This window comes from Bifidobacterium sp. B4079, from assembly GCF_026537385.1.
GTDB classification, from domain to species: Bacteria; Actinomycetota; Actinomycetes; order Actinomycetales; family Bifidobacteriaceae; genus Bombiscardovia; species Bombiscardovia asteroides_I.
In genome coordinates, this window is sequence record NZ_JAFNMH010000001.1 from 919,518 (window position 1) to 934,960 (window position 15,443).

Genomic DNA, 15,443 nt, shown 5'->3' on the forward strand with positions numbered 1-15,443 from the left:
AATCTTAATCTACGAGACTCGATTCATAGAACGAAGGTGTTAAAGGACCGCGGCTCCAGGGTCGCCTGGAAACCCTGGTTCCCTTCGCTATCCCCTCCCGGCCCGGAGAAGGAGAAGGGCATGGCGCGATCCAGGGCGTTCTGAGCCACGACAACGACCGATCCATCAGGATTTTCGAAGGCTGTGGCCATGGAACTGAAATGGCCGCGTGTATCCAGCTGGCGAGCGCCTGGGCGCACATAGTGCGAGTAATGACGCATGACGTAGTACTCGGGATTCCGGCTGATCTGGCCGGTGGTGGTGTCGATGGAGAAGAGAGAATTCTGCCGCCAGCCCCAGGTGGATATGCCCTGGCCCAGGACCATGTTCCAGTAGGTGTAGCAGGTGGCTCCAGCCCGAAGATACCGATTGACCAGCGAGAAGACGTATTCGGCGTACTCCCAGGAGTTGCCGCCCATGCCGCATTCGGACTCGGTCTGTTCCAGCTCGATCTCGGGCCATGAATTGTGGGTGCGCTCGATGACATGCTGGCCAGCCCACTGGTAGCCGATGCCGGCAATGTACTTGCGGCAGTCATCGTCAAAGAGAATGTTGTCCACGTAACGGTTGTAGTTTTCCAGGATCATGCCTTGGGGGCCGAATTTCATATCCTCGGGACCATTGAGGGTCCCCAGGAAGATGGCCGTGTCCGGCGCCTCTTTGGCGAAGAGGGGGCCCAGATAGTCGCGGATGAAGATGCGCATATCCTCGCTGGACCAAAGGCAGGAGGGGAACTTCTGATCCGCGAAGACCTCGTTCTGCACATGCAGCTGGTCGACATGAATGCCACGGGAATCATACTCGCGCACGTATCGCAGAAGATAGCGGGCATATGCGGATAGATTGCGCTCGCTCATGTCGATTCGCCCGAAATTGTAGACCTTGGGCCGTTTCATCCAGGTGGGCGGACTCCAGGGACTGGCGAAGAGGCCCATGTTCGGTTGATACTTCTGCGCCTGTCGGATGTATGGAATCAGGGTCTGCTCGTCGTGGTCGACACTGAAATGCTTCAGGTCATAGTCGCCGTCGGTCTCGTCGTAGCTGTACCAATTCGCAGCGAAGTCGTTGGCACCCACCGGTGTCCTGTTGAAGGTCAGATTCAGCTCGTCCGGGCTGAAGAGCTCACGGATGATCCTCTCACGTTCCTCCTCCCCCAGCTCCTGCAAGGGCAGCCACCCCAGCTCATTGAAGCAGCCGCCAAACCCTCTGAGGGCCTGCAGCCTGTCGCCGGTCCACTCCAGATCGGCCGATGACTCCAAGGCAGAAAGCGCCAAGGGATGTTCCTGCATGGCTTGCTCGCGAGTGGTTGCCACCCAGATTGGTTCTGCATTTCTGTTCATTTATCTTCTGCTCCTTTGTATGGTTTTCCTGTATGTCCACACAGGCCGGTGTCACTTGACGTTTCTGATCATCAGGATAAAGACGCATCCCAGCAAGGCGAAGGCGATGGCCGTTGGGAAGGCCGCCGCATAGCCCCAGTTCAGCGTGATGAAGGACATGACCAAAGGACCGGCCATCTGCCCCAGTGTGGTGGCCAGGTTGAGGATGCCCAGATCCTTGCCGGCCTCCTCCTTGCTGGGCAGAACGTCGACATTGAGCGCCTGGTCGACGGAGGAATAGACTCCATACCCGAACCCGGCGATGCCGGCGTACAGGTACATGCCCATGACCGTGGGGCTGATCCAGGGCATAGCGATGCCAATAGCAAAGAGAACGGAGGCGATGACCACCGGCACCTTGCGCCGTCCGATCAAATCCGAAATCGGGCCGGAGACCAAAGAACCCAGCAGAGATACCACCATGGTGATGACGGACATAACCGAAATGGTTGCGGCTGCCTGGGTTACGGTTTGACCCACATACTTTTCGACGATATAGAGCTGATAGGCGGAGATCATCTGATAGCTCAGCAGCATGCAGAGCCTTCCAACGAAGGCCTTATAGAAGTCGTGGGCTCCATGGAAGCGCGGAGGCTGGAAAGACTTGAGCACGTCCATGAGAGTGCCCTCATCCTTGGGCAGATAAGCAGCCGAACCTTCCCTGGGCATGATCAGAATCGCCACGACACCACCCAGGAACATGAGCACGCCGGCTAGAACGAAGCCAGTGAACATACGGGTCACCAAGGCCGCGCCGATCAGAGAGCCAATGGGCGAACCGATGGTAGAGCCTGCTCCATAGAAGGCGGACAGGGTTCCGCGCACACCGGATGGCACACGATCGGACAGGATGGCCACCATAGGGGCGATCATGCAGTTCAGACCGAACATGCAAAGGCAATACACGATAGTGAGCAGAACCGGGTTGGTGGTCATGCCCGTCAGGAACAGGGTCACACCACCCAGGACTGCGCCGCCCAGGACCCACGGTGTTCGACGCCCGTACCGGGAACGGCTGCGATCAGAGAAGTTCCCAAAGAGCAGGTTGGATACCAGCGAAGCCACGGCAGTACAAGCATTGACTACGCCCATCAGCGCCTCGGGAGCGATGCCTGGAACCTGCTTGAGATGCTCGGGAAGCAAGACGATGCTGACGATTCCCAGGCCTGACATCCACAGAATGCCGAAAGCCAGGAAGCTCGCCCCAAACCGAAACAGGGTCTTTTTGGGTACCGGCTTACCTGTCTCGGGCGAGAGCATGGGGTTCTTGTCGGCAGCGGCCAAAGCTGCCTTATGCGCCTGCAGAAGTTCAGAATCCCCCAACCCCGGGGCTGCTGAGTCGCTCATAGTGTCGACCTCTCTATTGTTAGTCTTCTCTGACACGTCCAATGCAGGCAGACAACCGTATCTACCAAGCATTAGATAATTATATATCTAACAGTTACTCGATATAAATGTCAAGTCAGCGACTGAATGCACATCTTCGAGTGCCTGTTGACTTCTTTTTCGTTTACCTGTCTGAGCCGTAACCCGGTAGCGCCATACCCTGATCACTGTTACGAATCCGAGCCCCATGTACCATAAGTATCAAACAACCAGCAGCAGAACACTCAAGAACTGCGGAAAGGAGCCATAAGACCAGGACATGGCGAGCCGAACCAGAAAATCACCTGAGGCGAGACGTGCGGAAATCACACAGGCCGCCGCCCACCTCATCAGCCAACACGGATACAACGGCATATCGCTCAAAGATGTCGCTGACATGGTGGGGATGTCACAGCCGGGCGTTCTCCATTATGTCGGCAGCAAGGAAGGCCTGCTATCTCTCCTGATCACGGACCTTTATGACGTCAATGGCACCCCGGAGGAATTCGTACAGACAGGCCTGCCCGGGTCCGACCCCGATCATCCACATCTTCCGGCCTATTTTGACTATCTGGTTGCTCACAACGCGAGCCAGCCTGAACTTACTCAGCTATATACGGTCCTGGAAACCGAGGCCATCTCCGCCAACCATCCTTTGCATGACTATTTTCTTCGCAGGCCAGAAGAAGTGTGGGAGCATTATTCCCGTTTCCCCTGGGCGCTCCCCGACGGCATGGATTGGTCCAGAGACATGCAAAACAGCGTCAGGATGAGCGTGGAAGTCATGGACGGCATACAAATACGATTGCTGCGGGAGCCGAAAATCGACTATGTCCAGGAATGGAACCTGTTCAAAGACTTGCTTTTCCCCTTGCCGCTCTGGGATGGGTACCGCTGAACAGCGCAGGCTGCTCAGCGGCGGCAGTCTTCCCGGACAATGCCGGAACAGCCGGAAGGGACATCCGAGAAGTCAGCCCTCTTCCTCCATCCTGAAGGGTTTGGCATCATAAGGAGCCTGATATCGGCGATCCCTCCAGAAGTATTCATAATCGTGGTCGTTGATGGGACGGACGACCTTGCAGGGGTGGCCGTAGGCAACCACGTCGGCGGGGATGTCCTTGGTGACCAGGGACCCTGCCCCGATGACCGTGTTGCCTCCGATGGACACTCCTGGCATGATGATGGCGCCTGCGCCGATCCACACATTCCTGCCTATGCTGACCGGGGCCGAGAACTGGGGCGTTCCATAGGCACGTATATCGGGGCGAATGGTGTGCCCGGTGGTGACGATGGTGACATTGGGTCCGAACATGGTGTGGTCGCCTATGTCAATGCGTCCATCGTCAACCAGAACCAGGTTGAAGTTGGCGTAGCATCTGCTCCCCCAGTAGGTGTTGCAGGCCCAGTTGGCCCGCACTGGTCCCTCAATCCAGCTGCCTTGGCCAAAGGAGCCGAACATCTTTTTGCAAAGGTCCTGTTTTTTCTCCGCCTGGCTGGGACGGCAGGCATTGAACTCGAAGACCAAATCCTGCTGGGCGTCCTGGACCTGCTTCATTTCAGGCGTATCGGCAATGTAGATCTGGTCGGTGTCCAGCAGAGCCTTGATCTCCTCGCGGCTGGTCATGGTAAGCCCCTCTTTCCTTGATCTTCGTGGTTCAGCAGTTCCGAGGCCGCTGCGTTAGCTCCAGACGCCGGCCTCAACCTGGCATCTACAGACTCTCCAGAACCTTCTCTTCGTCCTGGACGGGTGCTGCCTGCCCAGCATCCAGGCCGGTCGATCCCGCAGGCTGTGATTCCACGGCATCCTTGTGGTCCCGGCTGAGTGTTTGCTGGTCGCCCGGCTTCTTGGCAGCGGCGATCATCAGCTTGATCCTGTTGAGCTGGTTGGCCTCCGATGCGCCGGGATCGTAGTCGATCGAGACGATGTTGGCCTCAGGGTAGGTCCTACGGATCTTGCCGAACATGCCACGTCCTGTCACGTGGTTGGGCAGGCAGGCGAAGGGTTGCGCACAAACGATGTTGGGGGCGCCGGACTGGATCAGTTCAATGATCTCTCCGGTCAGGAGCCAACCCTCTCCAGCCTGAACGCCCAGGGAGGTGACTGATGCGGCCTTTTCCCTCAGCTCACTGATATGGGCGGGAATGTCGAACTTCCCATGGGAGGCCTTGAACCCGGCGATCATGGGGGCGCGGTAGGCATCCGCCGCCTTCAGGACGATCTTCTTGACACCCACCCGGCCGCCTGTGCCCAGCATCTCCTCGTTCCATTCGGCGTTTGAAATGCCGTTGACCATGAAGTCACAGACACCGGGGAGCACGGCCTCGCAGCCCTGGCTCTCAATCAGGTCGACCACATGGTTGTTGGCATCTGGATGGTACTTGACCAGGATTTCGCCTACTACCCCCACACGAGGCTTGCGGGGAATATCGCGCAGCGGCAGTTTGTCGAAAGCCCGGATCATCCTCTTCATCAGCGTGCGGTAAGGCAGATATCCATGACCGTAGACTTTCTTGGCAGTCTTGGAATACCCGTGGTTTTCGATGGTCTCTTTGCAGATCGTGTCCCAAAGCTTGTAGAGCCTGTTGGCTGATCCTGGCTCCTGCTCGTAGGGACGGACCCTGAGCAGGCACTCGATCATGGCATCGCCCAGATAGAAGGCCTTGACAGCACGATGCAGCAACGCCGGGGTTACCTGAAGGCCGGGATTGGCCTTGAAGCCCTGCACGCTCAGCGTGATAATCGGCACATAGCCGTAGCCCGCATCAGCCAGGGCCTTGCGCAGAAGGCCATAGTAGTTGGTGGCCCTGCACATGCCGCCGGTCTGTGTGACGATGACCGCGCACTTGTGCGGGTCGAACCTGCCGGAAAGGAAGGCGTTGACCAGCTGCCCCACCACGATGATGGCCGGGAAGCAGGCATCGTTGTTGACGTATTTGACACCGGTGTTGATGTCTTCGGCCGTGGCATGCTTCAGAAGCTCGAAGTGGTAGTCGGCGCTGGAGAAGACTGCCTCCAGGAGAGAGAAGTGCACAGGGGACATCTGCGGTGCCACCACTGTGAATTTGTGCCCCATCTCCTTGGTGAAGCGATGCTCTGTGGCGTACTTGGACAGGGTCGGTTTGGCGGCGGCTCCGCTAGCCTGGACATCCTTGCCTTGGTTGTCGGCTTCTTGCTTCTTCTGCTGCGAAGCCATGGCCTCCCGGATGGGCCTGACGCCCATGGGATGAAGGCCTATCAGACCCTGATCGCTCTTATCGTGCAGGGCCACGAACCGGGCCAGAGCCACAATGTCGGCCTTGCGCTGAGATAGGTTGATTTTCTGCGCGTTGGTGGACCGGAACCCATCGGATTTCTGCTTGTCAGACGCACCTGCATCCATTACTGCAATATGGCTGGCAGACTCTTGAGATTCCTGAGAATCATGGGAATCAGATGGATCCTCCGCCTGAACAAGGTCAGGCAACGAATCAACTTCCTTGGCTCCGGCCTTCACATGCGCCTGCTCCATAACGGGGGCTTCCTCCTGGTCTTCGCTGTCCTCCTGGGCCAGACCCCGCTGGTGACGTTCGTCCATGGCGGCCTTCAGCGAGCGCAGACGGATCTTGGCTGCACCCAGGTTGGAGACCTCGTCGATCTTTAACTGCGTGTAGACATCGCCCTTGTCGGCTAGAATCTCCTGGACCTGGTCGGTGGTGATGGCATCCACACCGCATCCAAAGCTGACCAGCTGGACCAGCTGCAGGTCGGGATACTCGGAGACGAACTTGGCTGCCGAGTAAAGCCTGGAATGGTAGGCCCACTGGTCGGTCACCCTCAAGGGCATCTTCTGATGATCGTCACCGAAGCTTGGTACGGTCTTGCGGAACTTGGCGGCCGTGGGGTTGTTGGAGGCCAGCGCCCGCTCACCTGCCGCTGGAATGATGTAGTCACTCAGCTTAGGCAGGTCATGTACGTCCAGCTCGCAGATGGAGTCCTCGGAAAGCACGGCCATGCCCAAGGAGCAGATGGTTTCGGGAATGCCGTGGTTGACCTCGGGATCCACATGATAGGGGCGTCCGGACAGCACCACGCCTTTGACCCCGTACTCCTGCATGTAAGCCAGAGCGCGAAGCCCCTCCTGGCGGATGTCCTCCTTGAACCGGGCATCCTCCCTGTAAGCCTCCTGAACGGCGGTCCGGGCCTCCTCCTCGCTCACCTTGGCCCAGTCGAAGACCTTGACGATCCGCTCGACCATCTTCTCCTTGTTGGACAGGTTGAAATAGGGCCGCATGAAGCGGACACCGTTCTCCTTGAGCTCGGCCATGTTGGCCTCGATCACCACCGGGTAGTTGGCCACGATGGGGCAGTTGTAATGGTTGTCCGTATCGGGAACCAGCTCCTGCTCGTAGGTGACGCAGGGATAGAAGATGGTCTTGATGCCCTTGTCCACCAGGGAGTGGACATGCCCGTGGACCAGCTTGGCCGGGTAGCAGATGTTCTCGGAAGCGATGGACTCCATCCCGCTCTCGAAGAGCTCATGGTTGGAACGCCCCGAGATCATGACCCGGAAGCCCAATGAGGTCAGCAGGGTGAACCAGAAGGGGTAGTCCTCGTACATGTTGAGCACACGTGGAATGCCGATATCGCCCCTGGTGGCCTTGTCCGGGGTCAGACGGCGGTAGGCGAAGGCCCGCTTGTATTTGAAGTCGTAGAGGTTAGGCCTGTCGGAGCGCTTGCGGTTCTTGTCTCCGCCACGTTCGCAGCGGTTCCCAGTCACATAGCGGCCGCCATCTTTGAATTCGGTGATGGTCAGCTTGCAGTGGTTCTGGCAGAGCTTGCAGACATCGTGGGTGGTGGTCATGGAGAGGTTATCCAAGTCGTCCCCTGCCAGGATGGAGCTGGCCACAGTCAGATCCTCGATCTCTTCATTCTGCGGGCAGTGCATACGGGCCGTGAGTGCAGCACCATAGGCTCCCATGAGCCCAGCAATGTTGGGCCTGGTCACCTTGCGGCCGGTCAGGAGCTCAAAGGCCCGCAGAACGGCATCATTGAGGAAGGTCCCTCCCTGGACAACGACCACCGGCCCCAGAGCGTTGGCGTCACGCAGCTTGATGACCTTGTAGAGGGCATTCCTGACCACCGAGTAGCAAAGACCGGCAGCGATATCCTCCGGGGATGCGCCCTCCTTCTGAGCCTGCTTGACCGAGGAGTTCATGAATACCGTGCAACGGGAGCCCAGATCGGTCGGGGCCTCGGAGGCCAGCGCCTGCTTGGTGAAGTCTTGGATGCTGATGCCCATGGATTGGGCGAAGGTCTGCAGGAAGGATCCGCAGCCTGCCGAGCAGGCCTCATTGACGCAAATCGAATCAATGACCCCATCGTTGACGGCAATGTACTTCATATCCTGTCCGCCGATGTCGATGACCGAGGTAACGCCGGGGCTGATCTCCTCGGCTGCCCGGTAGTGGGCCATTGTTTCGACCACACCCTCGTCAACATGCAGACCGGCCTTGACCAGACCCTCACCATAGCCAGTAGCGCAGGCGCGGGCGATGTAAGCGTCCTCCGGCAGGGACTTCCTGACCTCCTTGACGATGTTGGCGGCAGCGATCAGCGGGCTGTCCTTATGCACCCCATAAGTGGACCAGACGATAGTCTTGTCGTCATTGATCAGCACGGCCTTGATGGTCGTGCTGCCCGCGTCGATGCCCAGGAAATGCGGCCCCTTGGCCCCAGACAGATCTCCAGTAGGGATGACCTGGGACCCATGCCGGTCGTTGAACTCCATGCGCTCGTCTTCATTCAGGAAGAGCGGCCGGATCGTTCTGGCCGTCGAGGGCATGTTCTCCAAGCCCTTCAATGCCGAAAGGACACCATCCAGCGAAGTCAGTTCAAAGTGCATGTCTTGATTTTGGCTGGCATCCTTGGCGGTTTCGGTCGCCGGAACCTTATTTTCACCGTCCACCACGGTGGTGGTGCGGCCATCCTGCATGGCATCATGCAGAGCCATCTTGTCCAGGCTCGAAGCCTTTCCGGACCGTGCCCTGTCGACCTCCGCCTGGTCCAGTCCCCAAGCCGGGCCGAAGGGGTCGTTCACGTCGGACTCAGGCGAGTAGTCAGTCTTGACCTGCGCCGCGCTGTCCTGGTCATCCTGGTCGTGGCGACCAGCCATGATGGCAGCGCCATAGGCCACATAGAGGTGTGCATTCTCGGGAATGATATAGCGGCTGACCCTGTCCTGGAGAATCCGCTTAAAGGCTTCCCTGAGCTCGCTCATAAAGAAGAGGGGCCCGCCCAAAAAGATTACGTTGCCGCGGATGGGACGTCCACAGGCCAGACCGGAAATGGTCTGTGTGGCAACGGCGTTGAAAATGGATGCAGCCAGATCCTCCTTAGCGGCTCCGTCGTTGATCAAGGGCTGGAGGTCGGACTTGGCGAAGACCCCACAGCGCGAGGCGATAGGATAAATAGTCTTGTATTTGGAGGCCATATCGTTCAGCCCTGAAGCATCGGTGTTGAGCAGGGTGGCCATCTGATCGATGAAAGCACCGGTCCCGCCTGCGCAGGACCCGTTCATTCGTTGTTCCGGAGTAGGCTTTAGATAGGTGATTTTGGCATCTTCGCCGCCCAGCTCGATGATCACATCCCCTTCTGGATAGGTGGCGTTGATGGCCTCGGTCTCGGCAATTACCTCCTGGGCGAATTCAGCCTGAAGCTGGCTGGCCAGCTCCAACCCGCCCGAGCCGGTGATCACCAGACTGATGGGATTGCCGGCCAAACCAACCCGCGACAGGGAAAGCTTGATGTCGGTGACCAGTTCTGCCACGCACTGCCGCACATTGGCATGATGACGGCGATAGTCATTGAAAAGCGCCTGATCCAGCCCGTCGCCTGTGCCCAGAACCACGGCTTTGACTGTAGTAGAGCCGATGTCCAAGCCCACACGCAGGAGATCCCGCGGCCCTGTGCCCTTATATCGACCTGCTATGTCGACGCCATCAGACATGAAACAACCTCAATCCGTGAGACCGCCGCATGATGGGTTCAAGAAGCAGGAACCGCACCATATCCGGCTTACTCTATTTATGCTACCGCCAGAACGTAAATAACTTCTGCGATATCAGGAATCAGTGCTGTCTCCTTTGACACAGCCGCCAGGAAACCGCCTCTGCTGCAGGTAAGCCGCAGACTAGGGCAGGTGCATCAAAGCATTGGTTGCAACCCTCGCCTTCCATGCTTTCGCCTCAGTTCCAGCCTGCTAGCGAGTGAAAGAAATGCCACTGTGCCCTCGGCGAAATCAGCTCAGGAGCAACCGGCAGAGGGCCTCTAGAGAGCCTCCAGAGCATATGGAATTGTCCCCGTATTGAGAGACCCTGAGAGAACGTTTCCTTCACTGACCAACCCGAATACCACCTGTACAGGCATGTCAGATGAGTTGGTCAGGCTGGCGAAACCGATGGTCAGGAGGCATCAGATGCGAGCATACATGGATGCGAACATGCAGGGGTCAATGGGTGCGGCGGCTGGCACATCCTCGTCAGGGCTGGCCCCCAAACCTCTTGATCAGCTGCCCCGCCTGGCGCGCGATACCACCGAGGAAGACCCGTGGCCGGTCAGTGTGCTCAGCCAGAAGTACCACGACGCGGTGGCCCGCTGGCCCGGAGCCTGGGTGGAGGGTCAGATCGTGGAGATCAACACCCGCCGGACAGGTTCGGCATACCTGACCCTGCGCGACAACTTCGAGGACATTTCCATCAACGTCATGGGATTCCGCGCCTTCGCCGCCCAGGCCCGGGAATTCCGCCAAGGCGACCGGGTGGTAGTCCACGGGCGGCCTGACCTGTGGATTAAACAAACCCGTTTGAGCTTTATGGCCGACCGGATCAAACGTGTAGGCACCGGCGACCTGAAAGAGCAGATCGACCAGCTCAGGCGCAAGCTCAAGGGCGAGGGCCTCTTCGATGCGGAGAACAAGGTTCCCCTGCCAGAATTCCCCCGGCGCATCGGCCTGATTTGCGCACCCAAGGCCAGGGCCGAGGGGGATGTGATCACCAACGCCCGTCTGCGCTGGCCCACTATCGAATTCTCAGTGGTGCACGCCCACGTCCAGGGCCCTCAGTGCCCCCCCGAGGTGGTCGAAGCCATCCAGAAGCTGGATGCTGATCCGGCTGTGGATGTGATTATTGTAGCCAGAGGCGGCGGCAGTTTCGAGGATCTGCTGGGCTTCTCGGACGAGTCCGTGGTCCGAGCCACGGCAGCCTGCGCCACCCCCATCGTCTCGGCCATTGGCCACGAGGATGACTGGACCCTGATCGACCTGGCGGCAGATCTGCGCGCCTCTACTCCAACCGACGCAGCCAAGCGGGTGGTGCCCGACCTAGTCGAGCAAGAGGGCATCATCCAGGAGGCCCGGATGCGCATAAACGCACGTATCGAAAATATGGTCGAAGGCGAGACGCGTTTGATTGAGGGATATGCCAACCGTCCCAGCCTGACCAGGCCACAGACCATGCTGGACAAGCCCCAACGGCTGGTCGACGAGTCTCTGGTCCGACTGGACATAGCCCTGCGACGGATCGTTGATGATGCCTCCCTGACCGTCGAGAAGCTGCAATCTTCACTGACCGCCCTCTCTCCCCAGTCCACCCTGGACCGCGGATATGCAGTCGTGCAGGCCCTGGACGGGAAGGTGGTCATCAGTCCCCAGCAGGTTCAGGCCGATCAGGATCTGACTCTGACTGTCAAAGAGGGACGCATCGAGACCAGGGTCATCGACGGGCAGTGACCGATTTGACGTAATCAGCCGCATATAATCAACCGCGATAAGCATCTGCGTCATCAGGAATTGGGATAACGCATCGGATAAGAATCAGACAAGAAGAGGAGCAGGCATGAGCGATACCGACGAAGAACAGACCCAGGGGAAAGCGAAGGAACAGCCGGTATTGGCCTCGGCCCTGAGCCAGAAGGAACGCGAAACCATCGCTAAATTGCCCTATGAGCAGGCCCGGGATCAGCTGATTCAGGCGGTTCAAGCGCTGGAAGCCGGCGGCCTGGATCTGGATGCCTCCATGCGTCAGTGGGAGATCGGCGAGGCACTGGCCAAGCGCGCCCAGGAACTGCTGGGCCAGGTGAGGGCCAGGCTCGATGCCGCCCAACAGGAACAGGCCAGCGCTGGGGCACAGGCTGGCACCCAGTCCAACATGGAAGGCTGAAAAGCCCGCTACTCCACCATCAGAGTGGCCAGCAGAGCCGCGTGATCCGAACCTGCGATGGGTATGGCCTGCAGCCGGCTGGCCCTGATGTCACGGTCCACTACAACATGATCGATGGCCGCCAACCTGGGCAGGGGGGCCTTGTCGGCCGGCCAGGTCATGCTCATGCCATGTCCGGCCTGACGTGCCCCATCGCTGAACCGCTCCCCCAGCATGTCTCGGAAAACGGCATGGTCATATGTGGCATTGAAATCTCCCATCAGCACATACCGGGTGTGGTCATGCTTTCGCAGAGTTCCCAGGTCGGATACGCTGCGTCGCCAGGCATTCCAGCTGCCCGGCTGCGGCGAGGTGGTATGGACTGAGACGAACCTGACGCTGGTCTTGCCTCTGCCGAAGTCGATGCTGGCCGCCGGCATCATGGAGGAACGAGATCCCACGTCATCCTTTGATGGCGACTGCATTGGCGCGGCCGTCCAAAGACCGTTGGCATATTCCTTCGAAGATGTGGAAAGCTGCTCGTGCGGCAGATATCGGTCGATGCCGGCCTTGTGCAGCCGGTACACAAAATCCTTGCTGACCTCTTGCAAAGCCAGCACTTCGACCCGGTTGTCGCTGACGGTCTTGACTACCTGATCGGCTTCGGCCTGACCCTTGTAGACGTTCAGGGTCATGACCCGGGCCACATCATCGTACCTGTCGGGATGCTCAAGGGCTATGAGCCGATCAGCTTGCCCGTTGAGTTCGAACCCTTCCTGATAGAAGGGGTACTGCCAATAGACATTCAGGGCCAAGGCGGCTATAAGCACCAAAGCCGTGAACCATCGTGAAGCCATCAGAGCCAGGACCAGGGCCAGCAGACCCAAAAGAACGAACCAGGGCGTCAGCGCTGCCAGATCCGGCAGATATGGGATCGATGACAGCCATGCCGGGCAAGCACGCGCCACTAAGGCCAGCAAGCTGACCAGCGCCAGCAGCCTAGCCGTCCACCCAAAGACATGCTTCACCAGGAAGGACCGTCTGAATTGCGCCATGGTTTCCTCCAGCTAATCATCGCCAGCTCGGCTCCCTTCCAAGGAATACACAGCCAGCTCGACCGTTGAGCAATTGTAAACCATGACAGTACGGCGGGCATGGATAGGAGGCTAACTTCTCCAGGAGACGCACGGTCCTAGCCTGCACAGCAGCGACCTGCCCGAGTCGCACTTCGTGGTACAGTAGTTTCCGTTGCCCCGGTAGCTCAGGGGATAGAGCACTTCTCTCCTAAAGAAGGTGTCGTGCGTTCGAATCGCATCCGGGGCACTCTGACGACTCAGGCATAAGAAAATACCGGGTTTACCGTCCGATTCCGTGCCTTCATCATCTAAATTCCGCGTCTTCGGTTTCCCAACGACCCGACATCCATGGGCCGCTGTACCAATACCGGGGTGCCCACACATCGGCAAAGAAGATTTCGTCTTCGAAGATGAACAATCGCGCCGGGTGAGCATTTAGGACATTCCGGCAGCTGGAATGTCGAAGAGCCAGGCCAGGGTTGTCTGCTTAATCCCGGAGTAGCAGAAAGCAGCATCTTTAGTTGTATCGGAGCACAGCACCCTCATGCCGGACTTCATGCAATGGTTCCTGGCTCAGCCTGACGCGATTGAGACAAGCCGGAAGGCCTTTCAACCACGACGGGCCGGCCAGGAACGGCACTGGGACGGGATGAGGCATGCGGCCATTAGTAACTGGGAGGACCATCAACCTAATCTCACTCGATGATCAACATGTTCTGCTCATCGAATTTCCAAGCCTCAGAGTAAGCGACCTCCCAGTAATATCCATCCAGGTCCTGGAAGTAACCGCTATAGCCTCCCCATGCAACTGGCTGGGCCTTCTTCACGATTTTCCCGTTGTTCTTTTCCGCCAACGAAAGGAAGTCGTCAACCTCTTCCTTAGACTTCATATTGATGGCCAGCGTGAACCCCAGGAACCCCGACCTGTCCGTCGCCGGGGGGTATTCTCGTCTACATCCTTCGCCAGCTCATCCAATGGGTACAGTTCCAACTTGGTTCCCTGGTTATCGAAAAAGACAACCGGTGGTTCCTTTTCATTGGCATATTAGGTAAACCCAATGGACTTATAGAATTCCATCGACTTAGAAATGCTCTTGACCCCAAGAGCTATTAAATTGATCCTGTTCACTGAAGCAACCCCTGTCATTCCGATTGATCTCAACATGTTCTTCACTGCAGGAATCAGATTAGCACAAATGTTCGAATGCAGCTCCTACCCTGCGCCAGCATCGTCCCACAACCCCGACATCACCTACCGGCACCAGCCCAACCCTGAAAGGCGACCAATCGGATTACCGAACTCGGCCTGGCAATCCTGATCGACGAAGCCCCCACGAAACCAATATCTTCATGCGCTGATCGAGCCCAGAGGAGACGGGGGGCACCTTGTCGGCATCAACCCGGGCTGGAAGCCACCAAGCGGGGGTAAGCCAGGAGTAGGATGGGTGGACCAGAAGGTTGCTGGAGAGGCGCCGGAAGGTCAACGCCAATCCACAGTTGGCGACGCCTTCCTCTTCCTCCCGACCGAGACCGAATCTACTGCCTGATCACAGGATGTCTGATCACGGTTTTCAGCTTAGCCGGGTCGCATTTGGAAGGATCGGACAGGTAGATCTCGTGGTGGTACCTATCCGCGGTGATACTGTCCGCATACCCCTGCTCCTGTGCGAAGGCATCCATGGCTTGGATCGTTGCGGGCTCATCGTCATAACCGCCGACATGCATGCACTGGACGCACAGGCCTTCGTCATAGGTGAGGAACTCCACTGGAGAGTAATCCAGCTTCTTCTTTCGGGTTGCCTCACCGATGGCCCACTCAACATCGGAGCGTTGAATGAAGTCTGGCAGCCCGTTAGGGGAGATCCACCCGAAATCCTCCTTGTGCGCGTAATCGACCCTCTGCGCACCGTCCTGCCACCAAAGCCCCTCCAGAGGAGGTACGACATACTCAAAGAAACCGTCAATCCTATGCGGCCCTTTGTAGCTCATCTTAAGGGTGTATGCCTCGCCATAGAGCAACTCAACCGCCTTACCGTATTCGCCGTCCTTCTAATTGGGATCGCCCTTGCCCCTGACAGCGAGGAAGTTCATCGTCGGGACTTCTATAATCGAAGGAGTCGACGATGGTCGATACAGTCCTTTGTATTCCTTCTTGAAATCAAAAGCCACGCTTTTCTCCTTTTCCAACAACGGTCATTCACCGTACATTTTCTTTTTGCCGCCCACACCTGATCAAACCTAAAGCCTTCGGAATGATCTCTCAACACACTGCCCCCAGCTTAATGCCATTCAATGCCAAGAAGCGCATCGTGTAATTAGCTGTTGTTTGGTGGTGTTTCTGATGGTGGATTGGATACTCTGATGTGACTGTTGCTCTGGTAGGTTGATGGGTTGATGTCTGGTTATCTGG

General features: G+C 57.9%; 8 protein-coding genes, 1 tRNA gene and 2 pseudogenes. 4 read left to right on the forward strand and 7 right to left on the reverse strand.

What is annotated here, in order from left to right; translation table 11 throughout:
• Positions 1-23 precede the first annotated feature (23 nt).
• Both J3T95_RS03875 and J3T95_RS03880 read right to left on the reverse strand, forming a co-directional pair.
• The gene (locus J3T95_RS03875) at positions 24-1,379 is read right to left on the reverse strand and encodes a glycoside hydrolase family 30 protein (RefSeq protein ID WP_267450438.1); all 1,356 of its coding nucleotides are present in this window, start codon (positions 1,377-1,379) and stop codon (positions 24-26) included.
• A 51-nt stretch (positions 1,380-1,430) separates the two neighbouring features.
• Complete coding sequence (locus J3T95_RS03880; RefSeq protein ID WP_267450439.1) at positions 1,431-2,765, reverse strand: MFS transporter; 1,335 nt, start codon at positions 2,763-2,765, stop codon at positions 1,431-1,433.
• A 298-nt stretch (positions 2,766-3,063) separates the two neighbouring features.
• On the opposite strand from J3T95_RS03880, the gene J3T95_RS03885 reads away from it, so the two are divergent.
• Positions 3,064-3,681, forward strand: a complete 618-nt coding sequence (locus J3T95_RS03885) for a TetR/AcrR family transcriptional regulator (RefSeq protein ID WP_220237007.1) — start codon at positions 3,064-3,066, stop codon at positions 3,679-3,681.
• A 72-nt stretch (positions 3,682-3,753) separates the two neighbouring features.
• On the opposite strand, the gene J3T95_RS03890 is transcribed toward J3T95_RS03885, so the two are convergent.
• Positions 3,754-4,407 (reverse strand): sugar O-acetyltransferase, encoded by a 654-nt coding sequence (locus J3T95_RS03890; RefSeq protein WP_267450440.1) that lies wholly within the window; start codon positions 4,405-4,407, stop codon positions 3,754-3,756.
• Between the two features lie 85 nt (positions 4,408-4,492).
• Positions 4,493-9,769: an acyl-CoA dehydratase activase-related protein gene (locus J3T95_RS03895; protein ID WP_267450441.1), complete on the reverse strand. Its 5,277-nt coding sequence runs from the start codon at positions 9,767-9,769 to the stop codon at positions 4,493-4,495.
• Between the two features lie 504 nt (positions 9,770-10,273).
• Here J3T95_RS03895 and xseA point away from each other — a divergent pair.
• A complete protein-coding gene (gene xseA / locus J3T95_RS03900; protein ID WP_220237367.1) occupies positions 10,274-11,548 on the forward strand; it encodes an exodeoxyribonuclease VII large subunit in 1,275 nt (424 codons plus the stop codon).
• 106 nt (positions 11,549-11,654) lie between these two features.
• A complete protein-coding gene (locus J3T95_RS03905; protein ID WP_267450443.1) occupies positions 11,655-11,978 on the forward strand; it encodes an exodeoxyribonuclease VII small subunit in 324 nt (107 codons plus the stop codon).
• Positions 11,979-11,986: 8 nt separating this feature from the next.
• Here the strand turns inward: J3T95_RS03905 and J3T95_RS03910 are convergent, their stop codons facing one another.
• The gene (locus tag J3T95_RS03910) at positions 11,987-13,012 is read right to left on the reverse strand and encodes an endonuclease/exonuclease/phosphatase family protein (protein ID WP_267400748.1); all 1,026 of its coding nucleotides are present in this window, start codon (positions 13,010-13,012) and stop codon (positions 11,987-11,989) included.
• A 195-nt stretch (positions 13,013-13,207) separates the two neighbouring features.
• On the opposite strand from J3T95_RS03910, the gene J3T95_RS03915 reads away from it, so the two are divergent.
• A tRNA-Arg gene (locus J3T95_RS03915) sits at positions 13,208-13,280 on the forward strand.
• 448 nt (positions 13,281-13,728) lie between these two features.
• Here the strand turns inward: J3T95_RS03915 and J3T95_RS03920 are convergent.
• Both J3T95_RS03920 and J3T95_RS03925 read right to left on the reverse strand, forming a co-directional pair.
• A pseudogene (locus J3T95_RS03920) lies at positions 13,729-13,962 on the reverse strand (VOC family protein); the annotation flags it as partial.
• 607 nt (positions 13,963-14,569) lie between these two features.
• Positions 14,570-15,202: pseudogene (locus tag J3T95_RS03925) on the reverse strand (GyrI-like domain-containing protein).
• Between the last annotated feature and the right edge of the window lie 241 nt (positions 15,203-15,443).

Coding starts and splice junctions, on each gene's coding strand:
- J3T95_RS03875 (WP_267450438.1), bottom strand. CDS start 1,379: ATGAACAGAAATGCAGAACCAATCTGGGTGGCAACCACTCGCGAGCAA.
- J3T95_RS03880 (WP_267450439.1), bottom strand. CDS start 2,765: ATGAGCGACTCAGCAGCCCCGGGGTTGGGGGATTCTGAACTTCTGCAG.
- J3T95_RS03885 (WP_220237007.1), top strand. CDS start 3,064: ATGGCGAGCCGAACCAGAAAATCACCTGAGGCGAGACGTGCGGAAATC.
- J3T95_RS03890 (WP_267450440.1), bottom strand. CDS start 4,407: ATGACCAGCCGCGAGGAGATCAAGGCTCTGCTGGACACCGACCAGATC.
- J3T95_RS03895 (WP_267450441.1), bottom strand. CDS start 9,769: ATGTCTGATGGCGTCGACATAGCAGGTCGATATAAGGGCACAGGGCCG.
- xseA (WP_220237367.1), top strand. CDS start 10,274: ATGGGTGCGGCGGCTGGCACATCCTCGTCAGGGCTGGCCCCCAAACCT.
- J3T95_RS03905 (WP_267450443.1), top strand. CDS start 11,655: ATGAGCGATACCGACGAAGAACAGACCCAGGGGAAAGCGAAGGAACAG.
- J3T95_RS03910 (WP_267400748.1), bottom strand. CDS start 13,012: ATGGCGCAATTCAGACGGTCCTTCCTGGTGAAGCATGTCTTTGGGTGG.